The sequence below is a fragment of the Streptomyces sp. NBC_00075 genome (genome assembly GCF_045041225.1).
In the GTDB taxonomy this organism is placed as follows: domain Bacteria; phylum Actinomycetota; class Actinomycetes; order Streptomycetales; family Streptomycetaceae; genus Streptomyces; species Streptomyces adonidis.
In genome coordinates this window covers 8,117,976-8,134,842 of sequence record NZ_CP108243.1, presented here as the reverse complement: position 1 = coordinate 8,134,842, position 16,867 = coordinate 8,117,976, and the positions used below count along the sequence as shown (strand labels likewise).

7 protein-coding genes are annotated in these 16,867 nt (G+C 68.2%); 6 read left to right on the top strand and 1 reads right to left on the bottom strand.

Annotated features, from left to right (window positions below):
• Positions 1-13 precede the first annotated feature (13 nt).
• The 5 genes from OG787_RS35645 (at position 14) to OG787_RS35625 (ending at position 5,064) form a co-directional block, all read left to right on the top strand.
• Positions 14-763, top strand: a complete 750-nt coding sequence (locus OG787_RS35645) for a hypothetical protein (protein ID WP_369030736.1) — start codon at positions 14-16, stop codon at positions 761-763.
• Between the two features lie 76 nt (positions 764-839).
• Entirely contained in the window at positions 840-1,751 is a 912-nt protein-coding gene (locus OG787_RS35640) for a phosphotransferase family protein (protein WP_369030735.1), read from the top strand.
• A gap of 1 nt (position 1,752) precedes the next feature.
• A complete protein-coding gene (locus tag OG787_RS35635) occupies positions 1,753-2,445 on the top strand; it encodes a class I SAM-dependent methyltransferase (protein WP_405537968.1) in 693 nt (230 codons plus the stop codon).
• Between the two features lie 28 nt (positions 2,446-2,473).
• Positions 2,474-3,052 carry an HAD domain-containing protein gene (locus OG787_RS35630; RefSeq protein WP_369030733.1) on the top strand — a complete coding sequence of 193 codons (579 nt, stop codon included), beginning with the start codon at positions 2,474-2,476 and terminating at the stop codon, positions 3,050-3,052.
• Positions 3,053-3,213: 161 nt separating this feature from the next.
• Positions 3,214-5,064: a DUF262 domain-containing protein gene (locus tag OG787_RS35625; RefSeq protein ID WP_405537966.1), complete on the top strand. Its 1,851-nt coding sequence runs from the start codon at positions 3,214-3,216 to the stop codon at positions 5,062-5,064.
• Positions 5,065-5,186: 122 nt separating this feature from the next.
• Here OG787_RS35625 and OG787_RS35620 read toward each other — a convergent pair whose 3' ends face one another.
• On the bottom strand, positions 5,187-8,402 hold the full coding sequence (locus tag OG787_RS35620) for a DNRLRE domain-containing protein (protein WP_405537964.1): 3,216 nt from the start codon (positions 8,400-8,402) through the stop codon (positions 5,187-5,189).
• 586 nt (positions 8,403-8,988) lie between these two features.
• On the opposite strand from OG787_RS35620, the gene OG787_RS35615 reads away from it, so the two are divergent.
• Positions 8,989-16,845 carry a ricin-type beta-trefoil lectin domain protein gene (locus tag OG787_RS35615; RefSeq protein ID WP_405540686.1) on the top strand — a complete coding sequence of 2,619 codons (7,857 nt, stop codon included), beginning with the start codon at positions 8,989-8,991 and terminating at the stop codon, positions 16,843-16,845.
• The last annotated feature ends 22 nt before the right edge of the window (positions 16,846-16,867 follow it).

Below are 16,867 nucleotides of genomic sequence, written 5' to 3'. Positions count from 1 at the left end.
AGACGGAGACACGGTGACCACCATCGACACCGCGGCCATCACAGTCGTACTGCCAGAGGCGTTCGACGAGCGCTGGAGCCGCCTGCCCGGCATCCAGGTCGACGGCCGGCGCATCACCATCGACCCGGCCGAGTACTTCTTCCGCTTCGAGTCCAGCACCTGGCTCGTCGCCGACTGGGAGCTGGTCAAGTCCCAGCTCCTGGACGTGGAGGAGACGACCGAGAGCGCGGTCGAGCAGCTCGCGCTGGAGTTCATCAAGACCCACGCCGAGTCCACCTCGGACGCCGCCCGGGTCCTCACCACCGCCTACGAGGTGTACGCGCACCTCTTCCGCGACGAGCATCTCGCCGGCCTCGGCCTGCCGCAGATCACCGCCGACCACCTGCGGATGCTGCGCCAGGCGGCCACGCTGATGGCGCTCAACAAGGTCGAGCTGGACGGGCACATCTCCAACGTCGGCCCGTGCTGGTTCTTCCCCGCCGCCACCTCCGTCGTCTTCGACCTGGACGACGAGATGGGCGGCATGCTCGACGAGGTCTACCACGGCGGCTGGTTCAACGAGCACCGTCGCATCGAGTCCATCAAGGCCCACGCCGCCCTCGGCGGACGGCTCGTGCACGGCTGCCAGTCCGTGCCCGATCAGTCCGGTGGGGTCGTGGCGCCCTACGGTGCCTCGATGACCGCCTTCCGCGACGACCTCGCCGCGTTCAAGTCCGGCTGGATCGAGCAGGTCTACGCCTGCCGCGTGGACCCGTCCGCGTAGCACCACCGTCCCGGCTCCGGGGCGGGCCGGCACCTCTCACCCGCCCCGGACGCCACCAACTCCCTGGAGCCCCCACGTGACCGCGAACCCCAGCACCGAACTCCTCGACAACCTGCTCACCCTGGCCAGCCACACCACCGCCGTTCGCGAGGAGGTGCGCGTGTGGTCCATGTCCGGCGTCGAGCGACTGACCTTCCCCGACAACACCACCGCCATCTTCAAGTACGCCAAGAGGCCCTTCGACAGCGAGGACCAGGCTCTCCGGCTGGCACACACCCTCGGTGTCCCGGTGCCTGCCGTTCGCGCCTCCGCAGTCGTGGACGGCTGGCTCGGGATGCTGCTGGACGACCTCGGCGTTCCGATTCGCGAGGCCGACGACCTCTACGGCGCCGCCGCGGCCGTCGTCCTGCACCGCACCCGCATCGCCGCCGCACTGCCGGTACTCGATCGGGAACGGCTGCGCCGGCTTCCGAGCCGGGCGCTGGAGCATCTCGGCCGACTCCACAAGGCCGAGCGGTGGCAGAACGCGGACGACGTCGAAGACGCCCTCGACCGGATCACCCAGGCAGCCGAAGCACGTTCGGCCGGTACGACGACGGCTCCCTTCGGCTGGGTGCACTCCGAGTTCCACCCCACCAGCCTCCACATCGGCCGGCACGGCTGGCGGCTGCTGGACTTCGCCCGCGCCTTCACCGGCCCCGGTCTGCTCGACCTCGCCAGTTGGTACGGCACCCTCGACACCCCCGACCCCGCACGCCTGCGCGTCTTCCTGGACACCTACGTCACCGAGGGTGGCACCCCTGACGCTCTCGCCGAACGCGGCGGGCTGCCCGCCGAAAAGTGGGCGCTGGGCTGGCATCGCATGTGGGCCGTCGAGTGGTTCATGGAGCAGTCCATCCGCTGGATCAACGACCCTGCCACCGACCCCGCCTACATCAAGGCCGTACGCCGCCACCTCACCGACGTACTCCACCTCCTGGAGGTCTGACGTGCTCGCCCAGGCGTCCCCCTGGTACGTCCACGCCCTCCAGCGCACCACTGCCGGCCCCGCCGAGGCGCTGACCGTACCCGCCCGGATGGAATGGACAACCCGGCCAGGCGGCGGCCCAGGCGCCGAGATCCTCGCCCCGGACCTGCACCGCAAGCGACTGCTGGAACTCGGCTGCGGCCCCGGCCACAACGCCGCCCACCTCGCCACCCGCTACGGCGCCCACGTCACCGGCATCGACCTCGTCGGCCTCCAGGTCCGCCGAGCCCGCTCACACTACGGACGGCTGAACAACCTCACCTTCGTCGCCGGCCACGCCCTCCACTACCTGCAAGCCTCCGACGAACACTTCGACGCGATCTACTCCGTCTTCGGAGCCATCGGCCTCGTAGCTCCCGAACTCTTGCTCCCAGCCGTCGCCCAGCACCTCAAGCCCGACGGCACCCTCGCCTTCTCCGTCCCCCACCCCCAACGCGGCGGCAGACCCCCCTCAACCAGCGGCCGTCCAAGCCGGGATCACGTCACCCTCCCCGACGGAGCCCGACTCCCCATCGCCCGCTGGGACTTCGACGCCGACCGCTGGGAGAAACACCTTGCCCGAGCAGGCCTCTGGCTCACCTCGACCCGGGAGTTCCACGACGCACACCAGGGGCGCTGGCCCACCACCCTGCTGATCACCGCGCGCAAACCCTGACCTCCACCCGGCTACCTCGGGAGACTCGATGCGCCCGCCGTACCTGCTCCTCGACGCCGATGGCGTCCTCATCCCCTTCCCCGACGCAGAAGGCGGCAGCCCAGCGACTCACACCCGGCACACCGTCGTGCCCGCTGACCGGAGCGCCGACAACCCGGTCAGCATCTGGCTCAACCCCGCACACGGCCCCCTGCTCATGCACGTGATCCGAACCGGCCTGGTCACTCCCGTCTGGTGCACCAGCTGGCGCCAGGACGCCACCAAGCTGATCGGCCCGCTCCTCGGCCTCCCCGACCTGCCGCACATCGACCTCCCACGCCCGCAGATCACCACCAGCCACCCCAACGGCTACCTCTGGAAACGCGACCACGTCGACACTTGGCTCAGCGACGCACCTGTCATCTGGATCGACGACGACTTCACCCACCTCGACCACGAATGGGCCGCAGAACGCACCACACGCGGCCAGGCGACCGCACTGGTTCAGCCTGACCCCCACGTCGGGTTGCTGGCCGAGCACCTGGTCGAGGTCCTAGCGTGGGCCGCAGTGTTTCCCTTCGCTCCGGCGAGTGTCGGGGGCGATACACCCGCAGACGAAGCCGCATAGCGGTGACAAGCCACGGAGAGACATCACAAGGCAATCCGTACGTGCCCACTGACGTTGGGTCTTGGCCATCTCCGCCCGCCGGACGGCGGGTTCGCCGATCGGCCTGAGACAGGACCCAGAGATCGATACCGTGGTGCGAAACGCCAGTGATGTGGGGGGCCATGAGAGCGGACACCGTCGATCTGCGACGCATCTTCGGCAGGGACATCCGGTACACGGTGCCCTTGTTCCAGCGGCCGTATGTGTGGACCAGGGACGACAACTGGGCGGCCCTGTGGGAGGACATTCGGCGCACCGTCGAGCGGGTCGAACGGGCCGCGCAGACCGGGGACACGGTGGCGCCGCATTTCCTTGGTGCGGTGGTCTTCGACGAGACGCCCTACCTTTCGTCGAGTCTGGAGACCCGGCAGGTCATCGACGGTCAGCAACGGCTGACGACACTTCAGTTATTTCTCTTCGCGGCCCGACTGTCGGCGACGACGCTCGACCACGAGAGGTCGGTGCGGCTGCTGAGCAAGTTCCTGGAGAACGACGAGGACTTGTTCGACAGCGGCCAGCATCCGGACCACCGCTACAAGGTCTGGCCCACCAACGCCGACCGCGACGAGTTCCGCTCCGTGATGCTCGGAGACGGAGGAAACGGCCGTCTCGCTGAGGCTGTCGCCTACTTCCAGCAGGAGATCGACGCGTGGCTGGCGGAATGCACTGAGCCGGACGAACGCCTCGGAGCACTCGTACAGACGATGCGGGAACAGCTGCGTCTGGTCATCATCGACCTGGAGGAGCACGACGACGCGCAGGTCGTCTTCGAGACGCTCAACAGCCGCGGTACGCCTCTGGAACACGCGGATCTGATCAAGAACCTGCTCTTTCGCAACGCCGAACACTCCGGAGCGGACGTCGACCGGCTCTACAAGGCGTACTGGGCTCCCTTCGACCAGGACGAGTGGCGCACCGAGCAGACGACCGGTCGCATCACCCGCAGCCGCCTCGACGTCTTCCTGACCTACTGGCTCACGATGCGCACAGGGCGCGAGTTCACCGCTTCCTCCTTGTTCAAGGAGTTCGAGCACTGGCTGAACTCGGCCGACTCCCCCGGCGAGGACGTCTTCGCCGAACTCGCACGGTACGCCGAGATCTACGACCGGATAGACCAGCACCCGCTGCACGGCGTCGAGGGCCGTTTCCTCTACCGGATGAAGGTCATGCAGACCTCCACCCCGATGCCCCTGCTCCTCTTCCTCTACGGCCTCGAGAACGCCGTACTGCCAACGGAGCGGCGACACCGTGCCATCCGGGCGATCGACAGCTACCTCGTCCGCCGGGCGATCCTCAACCTGAGCAGCCGCGACTACAACAACGTCTTCCGGGATCTCGTCACAGCCGCGTCTCGGCAGCCCGAGCGCGCGGACGAAGTGATCATCAAAGCGCTCTCAGCCATGCAGGGCCATCACCGCCAGTGGCCCACCGACACCGAGTTCCGCACCGCTCTGGAACAAGACCCCCTCTACACCCGCCTCTATCGCCACCGCGTCCGCATCCTCCTCGAAGCGCTGGAGGACGAACTGCGCACGGACCACACCGAGCAGCTCACCGTCCCTGTCGGCGAGCACCTCGGAGCGAAGCTGACCATCGAACACGTCATGCCGCAGAGTTGGCGCGACAACTGGCCTCCCCTCGACGACGACGCCTCCGAGGGCGCCGACCGCGACGAACTGGTTCACACGCTCGGCAACCTGACCCTGGTCACAGCCCGCCTGAACCCCGCGCTCGGCAACATGGCCTGGGACGACAAACGGCAGTGGCTCAGCAAGCACAGCCTCCTTCGGCTCACCCACGGCACACTGCTCAATCCGCCGCCGTCCGCCGAGATCAACGGCTGGGCCTCCGCCTGGAACGAGCATCGCATCCACGCACGGGGCGCCCATCTCGCATCGCTGGCCGTGAATATCTGGCCGCTGGCAGACCAACTTCTCGCCACCCCAGCGCTACCAGGGCTCGACAACAAGTGACGTGAACAGCGCTCCACAATCAGGTTGTTCAAGTTCAAGTAGCACATATGGGAAGGGGAGCTTCCGGCATCATGCGATGCCGGAAGCTCCCCTTCCCCCTTCAGGCCCGAAGGCCGATCACCTCACCCAAACGCCAACTTGTCGTTCCACCCAGACCCAATAACCGTCTTCACCGGAGCGTTGGTATTCGTAGTAGACGGGTGATAAACGGACATGTGCCCGTCAGAAGCAAACCGAGCCCAAATATCCGGCACCCCATCCCCGTTGATATCCGGAACCCCAACAGCCGAATTCACATTGGCCTCAGTCCAGCTGGTCCCGAACGCCTCATCCCCGTTAACGGCGTTAGCCGCAAGCATCAACGAGTTGAGATCAACGCTCCCCGCCCCCGCGGCCCCCACCTTCCCCCGCCGCAGATACATGCTCCCGTTGTCCAGGTTCCGCCACAGCAGGTCCGCGATCCCGTCCTTGTTCATGTCCGCGAGGTTGACCACGTCCCGTCGCGCCCACGCATCCGCGTTCATCAACGTCGCCGTCTGGACACTGCCGCCCGTGTATCCGGACAGCACCCAGAACCCCGCAGCCGTACGCAGCACCAGGTCGGGCAGCTTGTCGCCCGTGATGTCGCCCAACGCCTTCAACTGCGTCCATGTAGAAGGCGCCGGAGCATTCGACGGCAAACGAACCTTCATCCGCTGCCCCACATCGAACGAGCCGTAGCCGTCGCCCGGGTACAGCCAGAAGCCGCCGTCCGGAGTCCGCGCGAACAGGTCCGTCGTGCCGTCCCCCGGGTACGTGTCCTGGTAATGCGCGATCAGCGCCGCCTTGTTGCCCAGCGTCGACGCCGCGTCGTACCAGTGGCCCGGCGGGTTCAGGGTCACCGTGCCGTCGGCGGCCTTCGCGTACGACGAGATCAGCGAGCCGTACAGCTCGCCGTCCGGCTTCTGGCCCGCGTAGGTCCGCAGGGCGCCCGCCGCGTCGATGACCATCAGGTCGGGGGTGCCGTCGCCGCCCGTGTCGCCGGGGGTGTCGGCGTTCTCCTTCGGGGGGACGTACGTCGTGTAGTCCGTGCGCACGCTCGGGTTGCCCAGGCTGTCGTAGGCGTACACCTGGAGGGTGTTCGGGCCGGCGTTCAGCGGTTGCAGGTCCGGGACCGTGGCGAGCCCGTTCGCGTCGGCGTTGACCGACTTCGGGCTGACCCCGCCCCACGCGTACTGGAATCGCACAGCGCCCGGTGACTCGAACGTGATCGGGCCGGTCGTGCCGAAGTTGACCTTCGCCCAGGTGGTGCCGCTCGAAGTCGCCTCCAGGAACACGTCACTCGTGACCTCGGGCTGCGACGGACCGCTCGGGTCCACCGTGATACGGCAGGGCTCCGTGCCCGGCGGGTAGTTGGTGGACGTCGCGCCCGCCAGGTCCTCGCCCAGGGCGTCCCAGGAGAACGTCGTGTTGGTGGTGATGTCCTTCAGGCGGGCGTCGGTGACCGGGATGGTCAGCGACGAGGTGCCGCCTGACGCGCCGATGGTGACGTAGGTGCCCGCCGGGACCGTGCCGCCGGTCTTCCAGAAGCGGAAGCGGACCTTGCTCATGTTGTTGTCGGGGTCCTTGGCGGTCACCGACAGCGTGATGTTGGTCTTGCCGACGGTTATGCCCGCGCCCGGTCCGGGTGTGCAGGCGCCACCGGGCTTCGAGGTGCCCTTGGTGGGCTCGGACGGCGGGCGGTTGTAGACGGCCTCGATGGTCGCCGAGGTCGCCCTGAACTTGCGCCAGGTCTGGGTGTCCGACTCGCTGGTGGCCCGCATGCCGAGGGTGACGGTCGAGTGGCCCTTGTCCGTGGCGTACTGGGCGGCGTCCTTCACGTTGAAGGCCTCGTAGTCGTCCGGGCAGGACGACGCCGACCAGCCGTGGGCGAAGGACCTGCGCTGGAGTTCGTCGGACCAGCTCGGCTGCGCGTTCCAGGTCGTGCCCGACGAGATCGAGCCGGTGCGCCAGATCTGGAACTCGCGGTTGGTGCACGACCACGAGTGGTTGTTGAGCACCTTGAAGGTGGCGCTGGTGATCTCCGCGCCCTTGATGCTGCTGGACCAGTCCATGCGCCAGAAGGAGCGGGCGGTGCCGCCGGTGTCGTCCTCGTGGCCGACGCGGGCGTCGGAGGTGCCGGAGGAGAAGTTGGTGCCGTTGAAGAAGCTGGTGCTCGGGTACGGCTTGTAGGCCACCGTCCACGCGTCCCAGCCGGGGTTCAGGGGCGGGTCGACGTACAGGGGGTACGTGACGCCCTTGCGGTCGGCCAGTCCTGTGGCGGCGAAGCCGAGCTTCAGACCGGCGGCACCCGTGTTCTCGCCGTCCAGGGTGATCGGCAGCGGTGCCGAGTTGGCGCCGGGCTCGATACCGGTCAGGCCCGACAGCTTCAGCACATCGGCCGGGGTGGCTACCGACGTTCGGTTCGCGGTGCCCGGGGGCAGTTCGGGGTCACGGCCGCTGGAGTCCCACGCGAACGGCGTGGGGATCGAGCCGACCTCCTTGCCCGTCTTGTCCAGGACTCGGACCCGGGTCGCCTTGCGGTCCTGCTGGAACACGGCGGTGTCGGAGCTCAGCCCGTACGTGACGGTCTTCAGCGCCTCCTGCCGTGCGGCCTCGGGGGTCTTGACGATGAGGACCTGTGCCATGCCGCCCTCTTCGCGGGCCACCAGCAGCAGGTCCACGCCGGGCAGCACCTCGGAGTAGAGGGCGCGCGGTCCGTCCAGCACCGGCTCGGGCAGGGCGCCCGGCCAGGTGTACGCGACGGTGTGCTCGCCCAGCTCCACCTCGGCGAGGATCGTCTCGCCGGGTGTCCGCCCCAGCATTCCGTCCCGGGCGAACGAGCGGTCGGCGCGCGCCTTTCGGGCGGTGCCGCTCGCGAAGCGGACCGGGACGACGGGGTTCGCGGGGGCGACGCCGAGTCCGCGTGGGGCCTCGGCGCTCCGCTTGAGCTTGTTGTCGACGGGGGCCCACTTGCCCTCGGCGTTCTTCGCCCGGGTCGGCGCTGCCGTGATCCGGGTCTTGAACTGTCCGTCGGGCAGTGCCCAGGTCAGCGCGGTGGCCGTGGTCGCCGTGTCGACGAGCACCTGCTTGCCGGTGCGCCTGGCCTGGGCCATCGCGGTGACCTCGTCACGCGGGCCGGTCGAGGCGCGGGTGACGTCGGTGGTGGTGCCTCCGGCACCGGTCGGCGGGGTGCCGTCGTCCGGCTGCCACCACGGCAGCAGGGCAGCGGTCAGGGCGGCCAGCACTAGGCCGAGGGTCAGGGACAGCCGTGTGCGTGTGCGCACGAAGGGGCTGAGAAATCGGGGCGGCGCGGTCACGGCGGTCTACTCCCGTGGGAACCAAGCGGATTGAGGACAGCACAAGCAGCCCCGTTCGGCAGGCCGCGGGGCAGGAGGCGGGCACACGATCACACACTCGCCATAGCACGTCCACATTTTAATTAGTTAAGGATTTGTTATGAAAATACTAAGCCGATGTGGCGGTGTGGCAGTTGTGCCCGGTTCAGGGCTCTTTGGGTGCCGCATTGATGCCGATCAGGCGATTCACCCGCTCCACCCCATGAGTCACCGACAGGACGGTCTGATGCGTTTCACCCCGTGACCCAGATCACCCAACAAGGCTTTTCGGCCCATTGGCCGATCTTGAATTGTGCGGCGGACATGACACAGAGTGCGCACGCACGCGTCTGAGCCGGACGTGTGTTTTTGGTGAATTACCAGGTGGGGGTCGACGCGGATGCGTGCTTCAGGTCGCCTGTCATGGCTGGGGCCGATACGCCCAGTCCTGACAGACTCACAGAGACGGCGTCGGCGGCGAAACCGCACGGCGACCGTTCTTCTGTTGTCCTCGGTTCTTACGGTGACCAGCCTGGGCGGCGAGGCACTCGCCGTCCCCGGCCCCGACATGAGCCGTGAGAAGTCGATCGCCGAGGTCGACCTCCCGGACCTGCCGGAGGCCACCGAGGTCGACGGCGACGAGGCCGCGGACAAGACCCTCACCCTGGCTCCGCAGAACCCGGTCGTCCCGTACACCCCCGACGCCATCGCGCCGTGGACCTCCGGCACCGGCAGCGCGACCCTCTCCGCGGCCGACGCGCCCGGCACCACCAAGCCGGTCAGCAACAACCTGCCGGTCGCCATCGGCGTTCCGGCGGGCGGCGACCCCGCCGACCTGGCCGGCAACTGGACCGTGGGCGTGGCCCCGCAGACGACCTCGCAGGACGCGGGCGTCTCCGGCATCGTCATGAAGCTCACCCCGCCGGCCACCGTCGACCCGGCCGCCGAAGTGGCGATCAGCATCGACACCACGGGCTTCGCCGACCTCTACGGACCGCAGGCCGCCGACCGCTTCGGTCTGATGCTGCTGCCCGACTGCGTCTACTCCTCGCCCAACGAGGGCGACTGCGCCGACGCCGGCGGTGTGACCACGATGTCCCTCCCCCAGGGGGACAAGGACGTCAGGAACGGCAAGGAGAACTTCCAGCGGCTGCGCAGCACGGTGCGGACCGTGGCGGCCAAGGACGCGCCCACCAACACCACGACGGCCAGGAACGCCAAGACCCGCAAGATCCTCGGCGGCAACATCCCGGTCGCCGGCCTCGTCGGCGAGGGCTTCGTCTCCTCGAAGACGACGAAGGCGTCGCAGGCCTCCTTCCAGGACGGCGTCCAGCCCGCGGTCTCCGCGAACGGCGGCGGCACCGTCGGCGGTCTCGACACCGGCTCGTCGGTGTCCGGCGACTTCACGGCCTCGCCGCTGCTGTCCTCCGGCTCGTGGTCGTCCGGCTCGTCCTCGGGTGCCTTCACGTACTCGTACCAGGCGCAGGTCCCGGAGACCGCCGGCGGTCTGATGCCGAAGGTCAACCTGGCGTACTCCTCGCAGTCCGTGGACGGCCGTACGTCCTCGTCGAACAACCAGGCCTCGTGGATCGGTGACGGCTGGGACTACAACGCGGGTTCCATCACCCGTACGTACGCCAACTGCCGTCAGGACTCCAAGAAGGCGGGCTCGAACAACTCCACGCACCGCACCGCGGACCTCTGCTGGGGCTCGGAGAACGCCACCCTCTCCCTCGGCGGCATGACCACCGAGCTGGTGTGGGACGAGACCAAGAGCAAGTGGTTCACGGCCAACGGCGACGGCTCCACCGTCGAGCTGGTCAAGGGCGAGGCCACCGGCAACGGCGCCCGGGACGGCGAGTACTGGGTCGTCACCACCAAGGACGGCATCAAGTACCACTTCGGCAAGAACAAGCTCCCGGGCTGGTCCGACCGCGGCACCGCCGCCGACGACCCGACCACCAACTCGGTGCTGACGGTCCCGGTCTACGGCAACCACTCCGACGAGGACTGCTACAAGGGCCCGACGACCACCGACTGGACCAACTCCTACTGCACACAGGGCTGGCGCTGGGGTCTCGACTACGTCGAGGACGTCCACGGCAACGCGATGTCGCTGTGGTGGAAGAAGGACCAGAACTACTACGCCCGGAACTTCAACTTCAAGGATCCGGTCGTCTACGACCGCGACGGCTGGCTCGACCACATCGACTACGGCCAGCGCAGCAACACCCTCTACACGGAGACCGCCCCGGCCCGGGTCGGCTTCTCGGTGGAGGAGCGCTGCTACACCGTCGACGACGTCACCTGCTCCGAGGCCAACTTCACGTCGAAGGACCCGCGCAACTACCGGCCCTGGTTCGACACCCCGGCCGACCTGCGCTGCGCGTCCGGCAAGAAGTGCTGGAACGCGGGCCCGACCTTCTGGACCCGTAAGCGCCTCGACAAGATCACGACCTCGGCCCAGCGTCGTACCGACACGGCCGCCCGCCAGGTCGTCGACGAGTACCAGCTGAAGCAGAGCTTCGCCAAGCTGAAGACGGGCCCGAACACCGCCCTGTGGCTGGAGTCCGTGCAGCGCACCGGCTACGGCCGCAACGGCACCACCGACGCGAAGGTCACCCTCAACTCGGTGCGGTTCGAGTCCAACGCGGAGGACATGCCCAACCGCGTCAAGGCGGTCAACGCGCACCGTCCCGGCTTCTCCCGGCTCCGTATCACCCGTGTGATCAACGAGTACGGCGGCGAGACCATCGTCCGCTACAAGCCGATCGAGGGCGACTGCCTCACCGGCGACCTGCCGCTGCTCGACCAGCAGTCCGGCGAGACCCGCGCCCAGGCCATGGCCCGGTTGCAGGGCCAGCTGAAGGGCAACAACCGCCTCTGCTACCCGTCCTTCTGGAACCCCGACCCCGAGGTCGAGGACATCGACTGGTTCCACAAGTACGTCGTGGACACCGTCGAGGAACTCCCGAACATCGACGGCAACTTCACCACCAGGACCGAGTACAAGTACAAGAACCCGGCCTGGAAGCTCGCCGAGGCCGAGTTCACCAAGAAGTCCCAGCGCACCTACTCGCAGTTCGCGGGCGTCGAGCAGACCACGGTCCTGACGGGGCCGATCAACGACGAGGGCACCGCGGACACCGCCGGCCAGCGCTCCAAGGCCGTCACCCGCTACTTCCGCGGCCTCGGCGACACCGTGTCCGTGAAGGACATCACGGGCGCCGAGATAGCCAAGGACGAGGAGCCGTTCGCCGGCCGGATAGCGGAGGAGCTGAGCTACACCGACTCCACGAAGGCCGACTCCGACTGGCTGACCCGCTCGATCACCAAGCCCGCGGCCACCGAACTGGCCAAGCGCGACCGTGAGGACGGCCTGACCCCGCTGCGGGCCTGGCGGGTCACGGAGCCCGAGGAGATCGCGTACACCAAGTCGTCCGGCACCAACTCGGACGACACGCGCACGGTGCGCTCGGTGAAGACGACGACGTCGTACGACGGGACGTACGGGCTGCCGACGCAGGTGGAGTCGTCGGGCGACACCGGGAAGTCCGGTGACGAGTCCTGCACCAAGTCCGAGTACGTGCACCAGACCGGCAGGAACCTGATCGGTCTGAGCAAGCAGGTCCTTGTCTCGCCGACCACCTGCGCGGCCGCGAACTGGAGCGACCTCACGACGCTGAGCGGGGCCACCCGCACCGCGTACGACGGTGGGTCCTACGGTGCGACGCTCGCCGCGGACACCCGTGGTCTGGCGACGGAGACCTGGTCTCTCAACGGCACCGGCACCGGCTTCCAGACCAACGGGACGAGGGGCTTCGACGCGGTCGGCCGTGTCATCCGGCAGACCGACCCTGAGCAGCTGAACCAGCAGCTGTCGAAGTCCTCCACGATCACCTACGCCTCCGAGGGACCGGCCACGGGGCAGGTCTTCAAGGTCACCACGACCAACCTGCTCGGCCACAGCCAGATCCAGGAGCTGGAGCCGGGCCGCTCGACCACGCTCAGGACCACGGACGCCAACGGGCATGTGAGCGAGGCGAAGTACGACCCGCTGGGCCGGCTCTCCGAGGCCTGGGCCGCGGGTCGTACCCCCGGCAGCGGCGTACCGGACTTCCGCGCGGTCTACACGATCCCGCCGGAGGAGACCGACCCGGACGACCCGAACATCAAGATCCGCAAGCCTCCGTACGTCACCACCTACACGCGGGGCTACGAGAACCGGATCGAGACCTCCGTCACCCTCTACGACGGCCTCGGCCGCGAGCGGCAGACACAGGAGGAGGCCGACAACGACTCCGGCTGGCTGGTCACCGACACGCTGTACAACACGTCCGGTGAGGTCTACCAGACGAACAACGCCTACCTGACCCAGGAGGCCGAGCCGGGCGAGCTGTTCACCCCGGTCACCGACACGGCCGTCCCCAACATCACGCGCTACACCTACGACGGTCTCGGCCGTGTGACGCAGGAGACGCCTTACCTCAAGTGGGTCGATCCGGTCACCAAGGAGTCGTTCTCCAAGGCGTACGAGGACCGGGCCGTCAAGTACGAGTACGGCGCGGACTGGTCGAAGGTCGTCCAGCCCGTGGGCGACTCGTCCTACCGCGTCTACACCGACGCGACGGGCCGGACCGTACGCACCGACACCTTCAACCCGGCGGCTCCCAACGGGTTCACGTCGACGCGCTACGAGTACAACGCGCACGGCCAGGTCGCGAAGGCCACGCCCTCGGCGGACCCGACGCACCCGTGGTCGTGGACGTACGACCACAACGGCCGGATGGAGACGTCCACCGACCCCGACGCGGGCACGACCAGCGTGGAGTACGACGCCCGCGGCCGCGTCCTCACGACGGCCAACGCCCGTGGCGTCAAGGTCTGGAACAGCTACGACGAACTGTCGCGCCCGAAGCAGCAGCGCCTGTCCGGCTCGACCGGCACCGTGCTCGCCGACTTCACGTACGACACCGCCCCGGGCGGCAAGGGCATGCCCGCCGGCGCCACCCGCTACACGGACACGCTGGCGTACACGCAGTCGATCGGCGGCTACACGAAGGACTACCAGCCGACCTCGACCACGGTGTCGCTGCCGCAGTCGATCGTCGACACGTGGGGCTTCGCCAAGGACTACAAGTACGAGTACGCGTACTCCGACACCGGCATGCTGGAGGAGCAGACCCTGCCGGCGGTGGGCAGGTTCGCCGCGGAGAAGCTCGTCGTCCGCTACAACAAGGACGGCAGGGCGCTCTCCGTCTCCGGCAAGGACTGGTACGGGGCGGAGACGGCCTACGACGCGTACGGCCAGGTCCTCCGCTCGACCCTGGGCGCCCAGCCGTACCGCGTCTGGACCCAGGCGTCGTACGACGAGGGCACCGGCGAGCTCAAGGAGCAGTCGGTCTACCGCGAGAAGTCCGGCACCGGCACGGACACCTCCGTCGTCGGCGGCAACCTGGTCTCCAACCGGGCGTACACCTACGACCCGGCGGGCAACGTCACCTCGGTCGCGGAGAAGTCCGTCGGGATCGAGGAGCGGCAGTGCTTCGTCTACGACCCGATGGGCCAGCTGAAGTCGGCCTGGACCTCCGACGACCAGGCGAACTGCACCACCCCGAAGGACGCCGACGGCACGCTCAACGTCGCCGCGGGCAAGGACAACTCGGGCTACTGGCAGGAGTACGAGTACGACCTGCTCGGCAACCGCACCAAGCTGACCGAGAAGGACCTCACCGGCGCCACCGCCAAGGACGCCACCAGCAGCTACGCGTACGGCAAGGCCGACGGCACCCAGCCGCACACGCTCACCAAGGTGACGAAGACCTACACCACCCCCGCGGGTGCGCAGGTCAAGGCCGAGGCCACGCGTCTGTACGAGCTGACCGGCGAGACCAAGTCGGTCACGTCGATCCAGAACGGGGACAAGCAGGACCTGACCTGGACGCCGGACGGCAAGGTCGACCGGATCACCGGTGCGGGCACCGGCGGCAAGACCCCGTACGTGGGCCTGGCCGACAAGTGCCTCGACCTGAAGTCGGGGACGACCACCGCCGGTCAGCCGATGCAGCTCTACCCCTGCAACGGCACGGTGGCGCAGAACCTCAGGTTCACGCCGACGCCGGCTCCGGTCGGCGGGACACAGACCGACCCCGACCGGGGCACGCTGTCGCTCTACGACACCTGGTGCCTCCAGCCCGCCGCGAACGCGGCCGGGTCGGCGGTCCAGATCCAGAAGTGCGGTACCACCGCCGCGCAGGTGACCGCGCAGGAGCTGCAGCGCAACACGGCCGGGCAGCTCATCCACAAGGCCTCGGGTCTGTGCCTGGCCGTCCAGGGTGCGAACTCGGCCAACTCCACACCGATCGTCCTGGCGACCTGTGACAGCGCGTCGTCCGCGCAGATCTGGCAGCCGCAGAACGAGACCCGTCACATCTACGGCGCCGACAGCAACCGTCTGCTCACCATCAAGGGCAGGCAGGCCACGCTGCACCTGGACGAGGCCGAGGTCACCGTCCAGCGCGGCGGTGTCCTGGTCAACACCCAGCGCACCTACTCCGCCCCCGGCGGCGCGGTCATGCGCTACGCCTACGGCACCGGTTCGGAGACCCTGGTCGCCCAGACGTCGGACCACCAGGGCAGTGCGTACGCGGAGGTCGCCCTCAACGGCGGCATGTCGGTGCGCATCCGCAAGCAGGACCCCTTCGGCAACGAGCGCGGCACCGCCGGTGTCAACTTGCAGAACCACAAGGGATTCCTGGGGAAGACCAGGGACGACGCCTCCGGCTTCCAGCCGCTCGGCGCACGTATGTACGACCCGGTGGTCGGACGCTTCCTGTCCGTCGACCCGGTGCTCGACCCGAACGACCCGCTGCAGTCCAACGGGTACTCCTACGCGCAGAACAACCCGGTCACGTACTCCGACCCGAGCGGTCTGTCGATCAGCCTGACCGCCTCGGAGAAGAGCGCGGCCCTCGCGGGCGCGGGTCTGTCACCGTCGCAGGTCGCGCAGGCACAGGCCATGATGGGCAAGTCGCTGTCCTCGGTGATCCTCGCGATCGCCTGGGACACGCTGAAGGACTTCATCGGCATCAACGACGCCATGGCCTGCTTCGGCGGTGACATGTGGTCGTGCGGCAGCCTGATCATCGGTGCGATCCCCTGGACCAGGCTGGGCAAGATCCCGTCGGTGCTGAAGGCGGTCAACCGCACCATCGACGCCATCCAGGCCTTCAAGGCCGCCAAGAGGGCCGCGGAGGCAGTCCTGAAGGCGGCCAAGGCCGCCGAGGCCGCCGCGCTGCGGGCCAAGAAGGCGGCCATCGAGAAGGCGAAGAGAGAGGCCGCGCAGAGAGCCAAGAAGAAGGCGGCCGAGGCGGCCAAGAGAAAGGCCGACGAGGCTGCCGCCGCGAAACGGAAGACGGGTAACCCTGCGCAGAAGCAGGCGCAGGCCAAGGCGGCTCCGAAGGCTTCCTCCCACCCCGCTGGAAGCGGCAAGGGCTCCGGCGGCGGCGGTGGCGGCAAGGCCGGCGGTTCCTCCCGGAGCAACGGCGGCACCAGCGGCGGCGGAGGCTCGGGCAAGGCGGCCGACTCGCCCGGCTGCAACAGCTTCGTGCCCGGCACGAAGGTGCTGATGGCCGACGGTTCCACCAAGGCCATCGAGAAGGTCAGGACCGGCGACAAGGTCGTCGCGACGGACCCGAGGACCGGGGAGACCCGCGTCGAGACGGTCACCGCCGAGATCAAGGGCCAGGGCCTCAAGCACCTGGTCGAGGTCACCGTCGACACCGACGGCGGGGCCGGTTCGAGGACGGACCGGATCACGGCGACCGCCGAACACCCGTTCTGGGTCCCCGAGCTGGGCCGGTGGCTCGACGCCACCGACCTCAGGCCCGGTCAGTGGCTCAGGACCAGCGCCGGTACGCATGTCCAGATCACCGGAGTTCAGCGCTGGACGTCGCTGGACTCCACGGTCCACAACCTGACCGTCGGCGACCTGCACACGTACTACGCGCTGGCGGGTGCGGCACCTGTCCTGGTCCACAACGACAGCTGCCCGACCGGCACCGGCAACTCGCCGACCTACGTGGGCACACCCAAGGACCCCGGGGTTCCGGAGCTCGTCGACGCGATCGAGGCCCGTTACCCTGGCCACGTCAAGGCGGTCGAGATCAAGATCGTCGGCGCGGACGGGAAGGACATCACCGACTTCGACATCGTGACCCGCAACGCGGTGATCCAGGTGAAGACCGGCACCGGCAAGGGCTCCGCAGGCGACCACGAGCGATACGAGTCGGCGACCGACTACCCGGTCATCAGTTTCATCTGGCCGAGCAAGAAGTTGAGGGGTTCGGTCGTCCAGAGTCAGGAACGGGCGGGCCATATGGTCACGACCGATCTCGAGGAGCTCCTGGCGGTGATCGCCCCATGACCGTGAGAACGGGGAGGTAGCC

Coding starts and splice junctions, on each gene's coding strand:
- OG787_RS35630 (WP_369030733.1), top strand. CDS start 2,474: ATGCGCCCGCCGTACCTGCTCCTCGACGCCGATGGCGTCCTCATCCCC.
- OG787_RS35625 (WP_405537966.1), top strand. CDS start 3,214: ATGAGAGCGGACACCGTCGATCTGCGACGCATCTTCGGCAGGGACATC.
- OG787_RS35615 (WP_405540686.1), top strand. CDS start 8,989: ATGAGCCGTGAGAAGTCGATCGCCGAGGTCGACCTCCCGGACCTGCCG.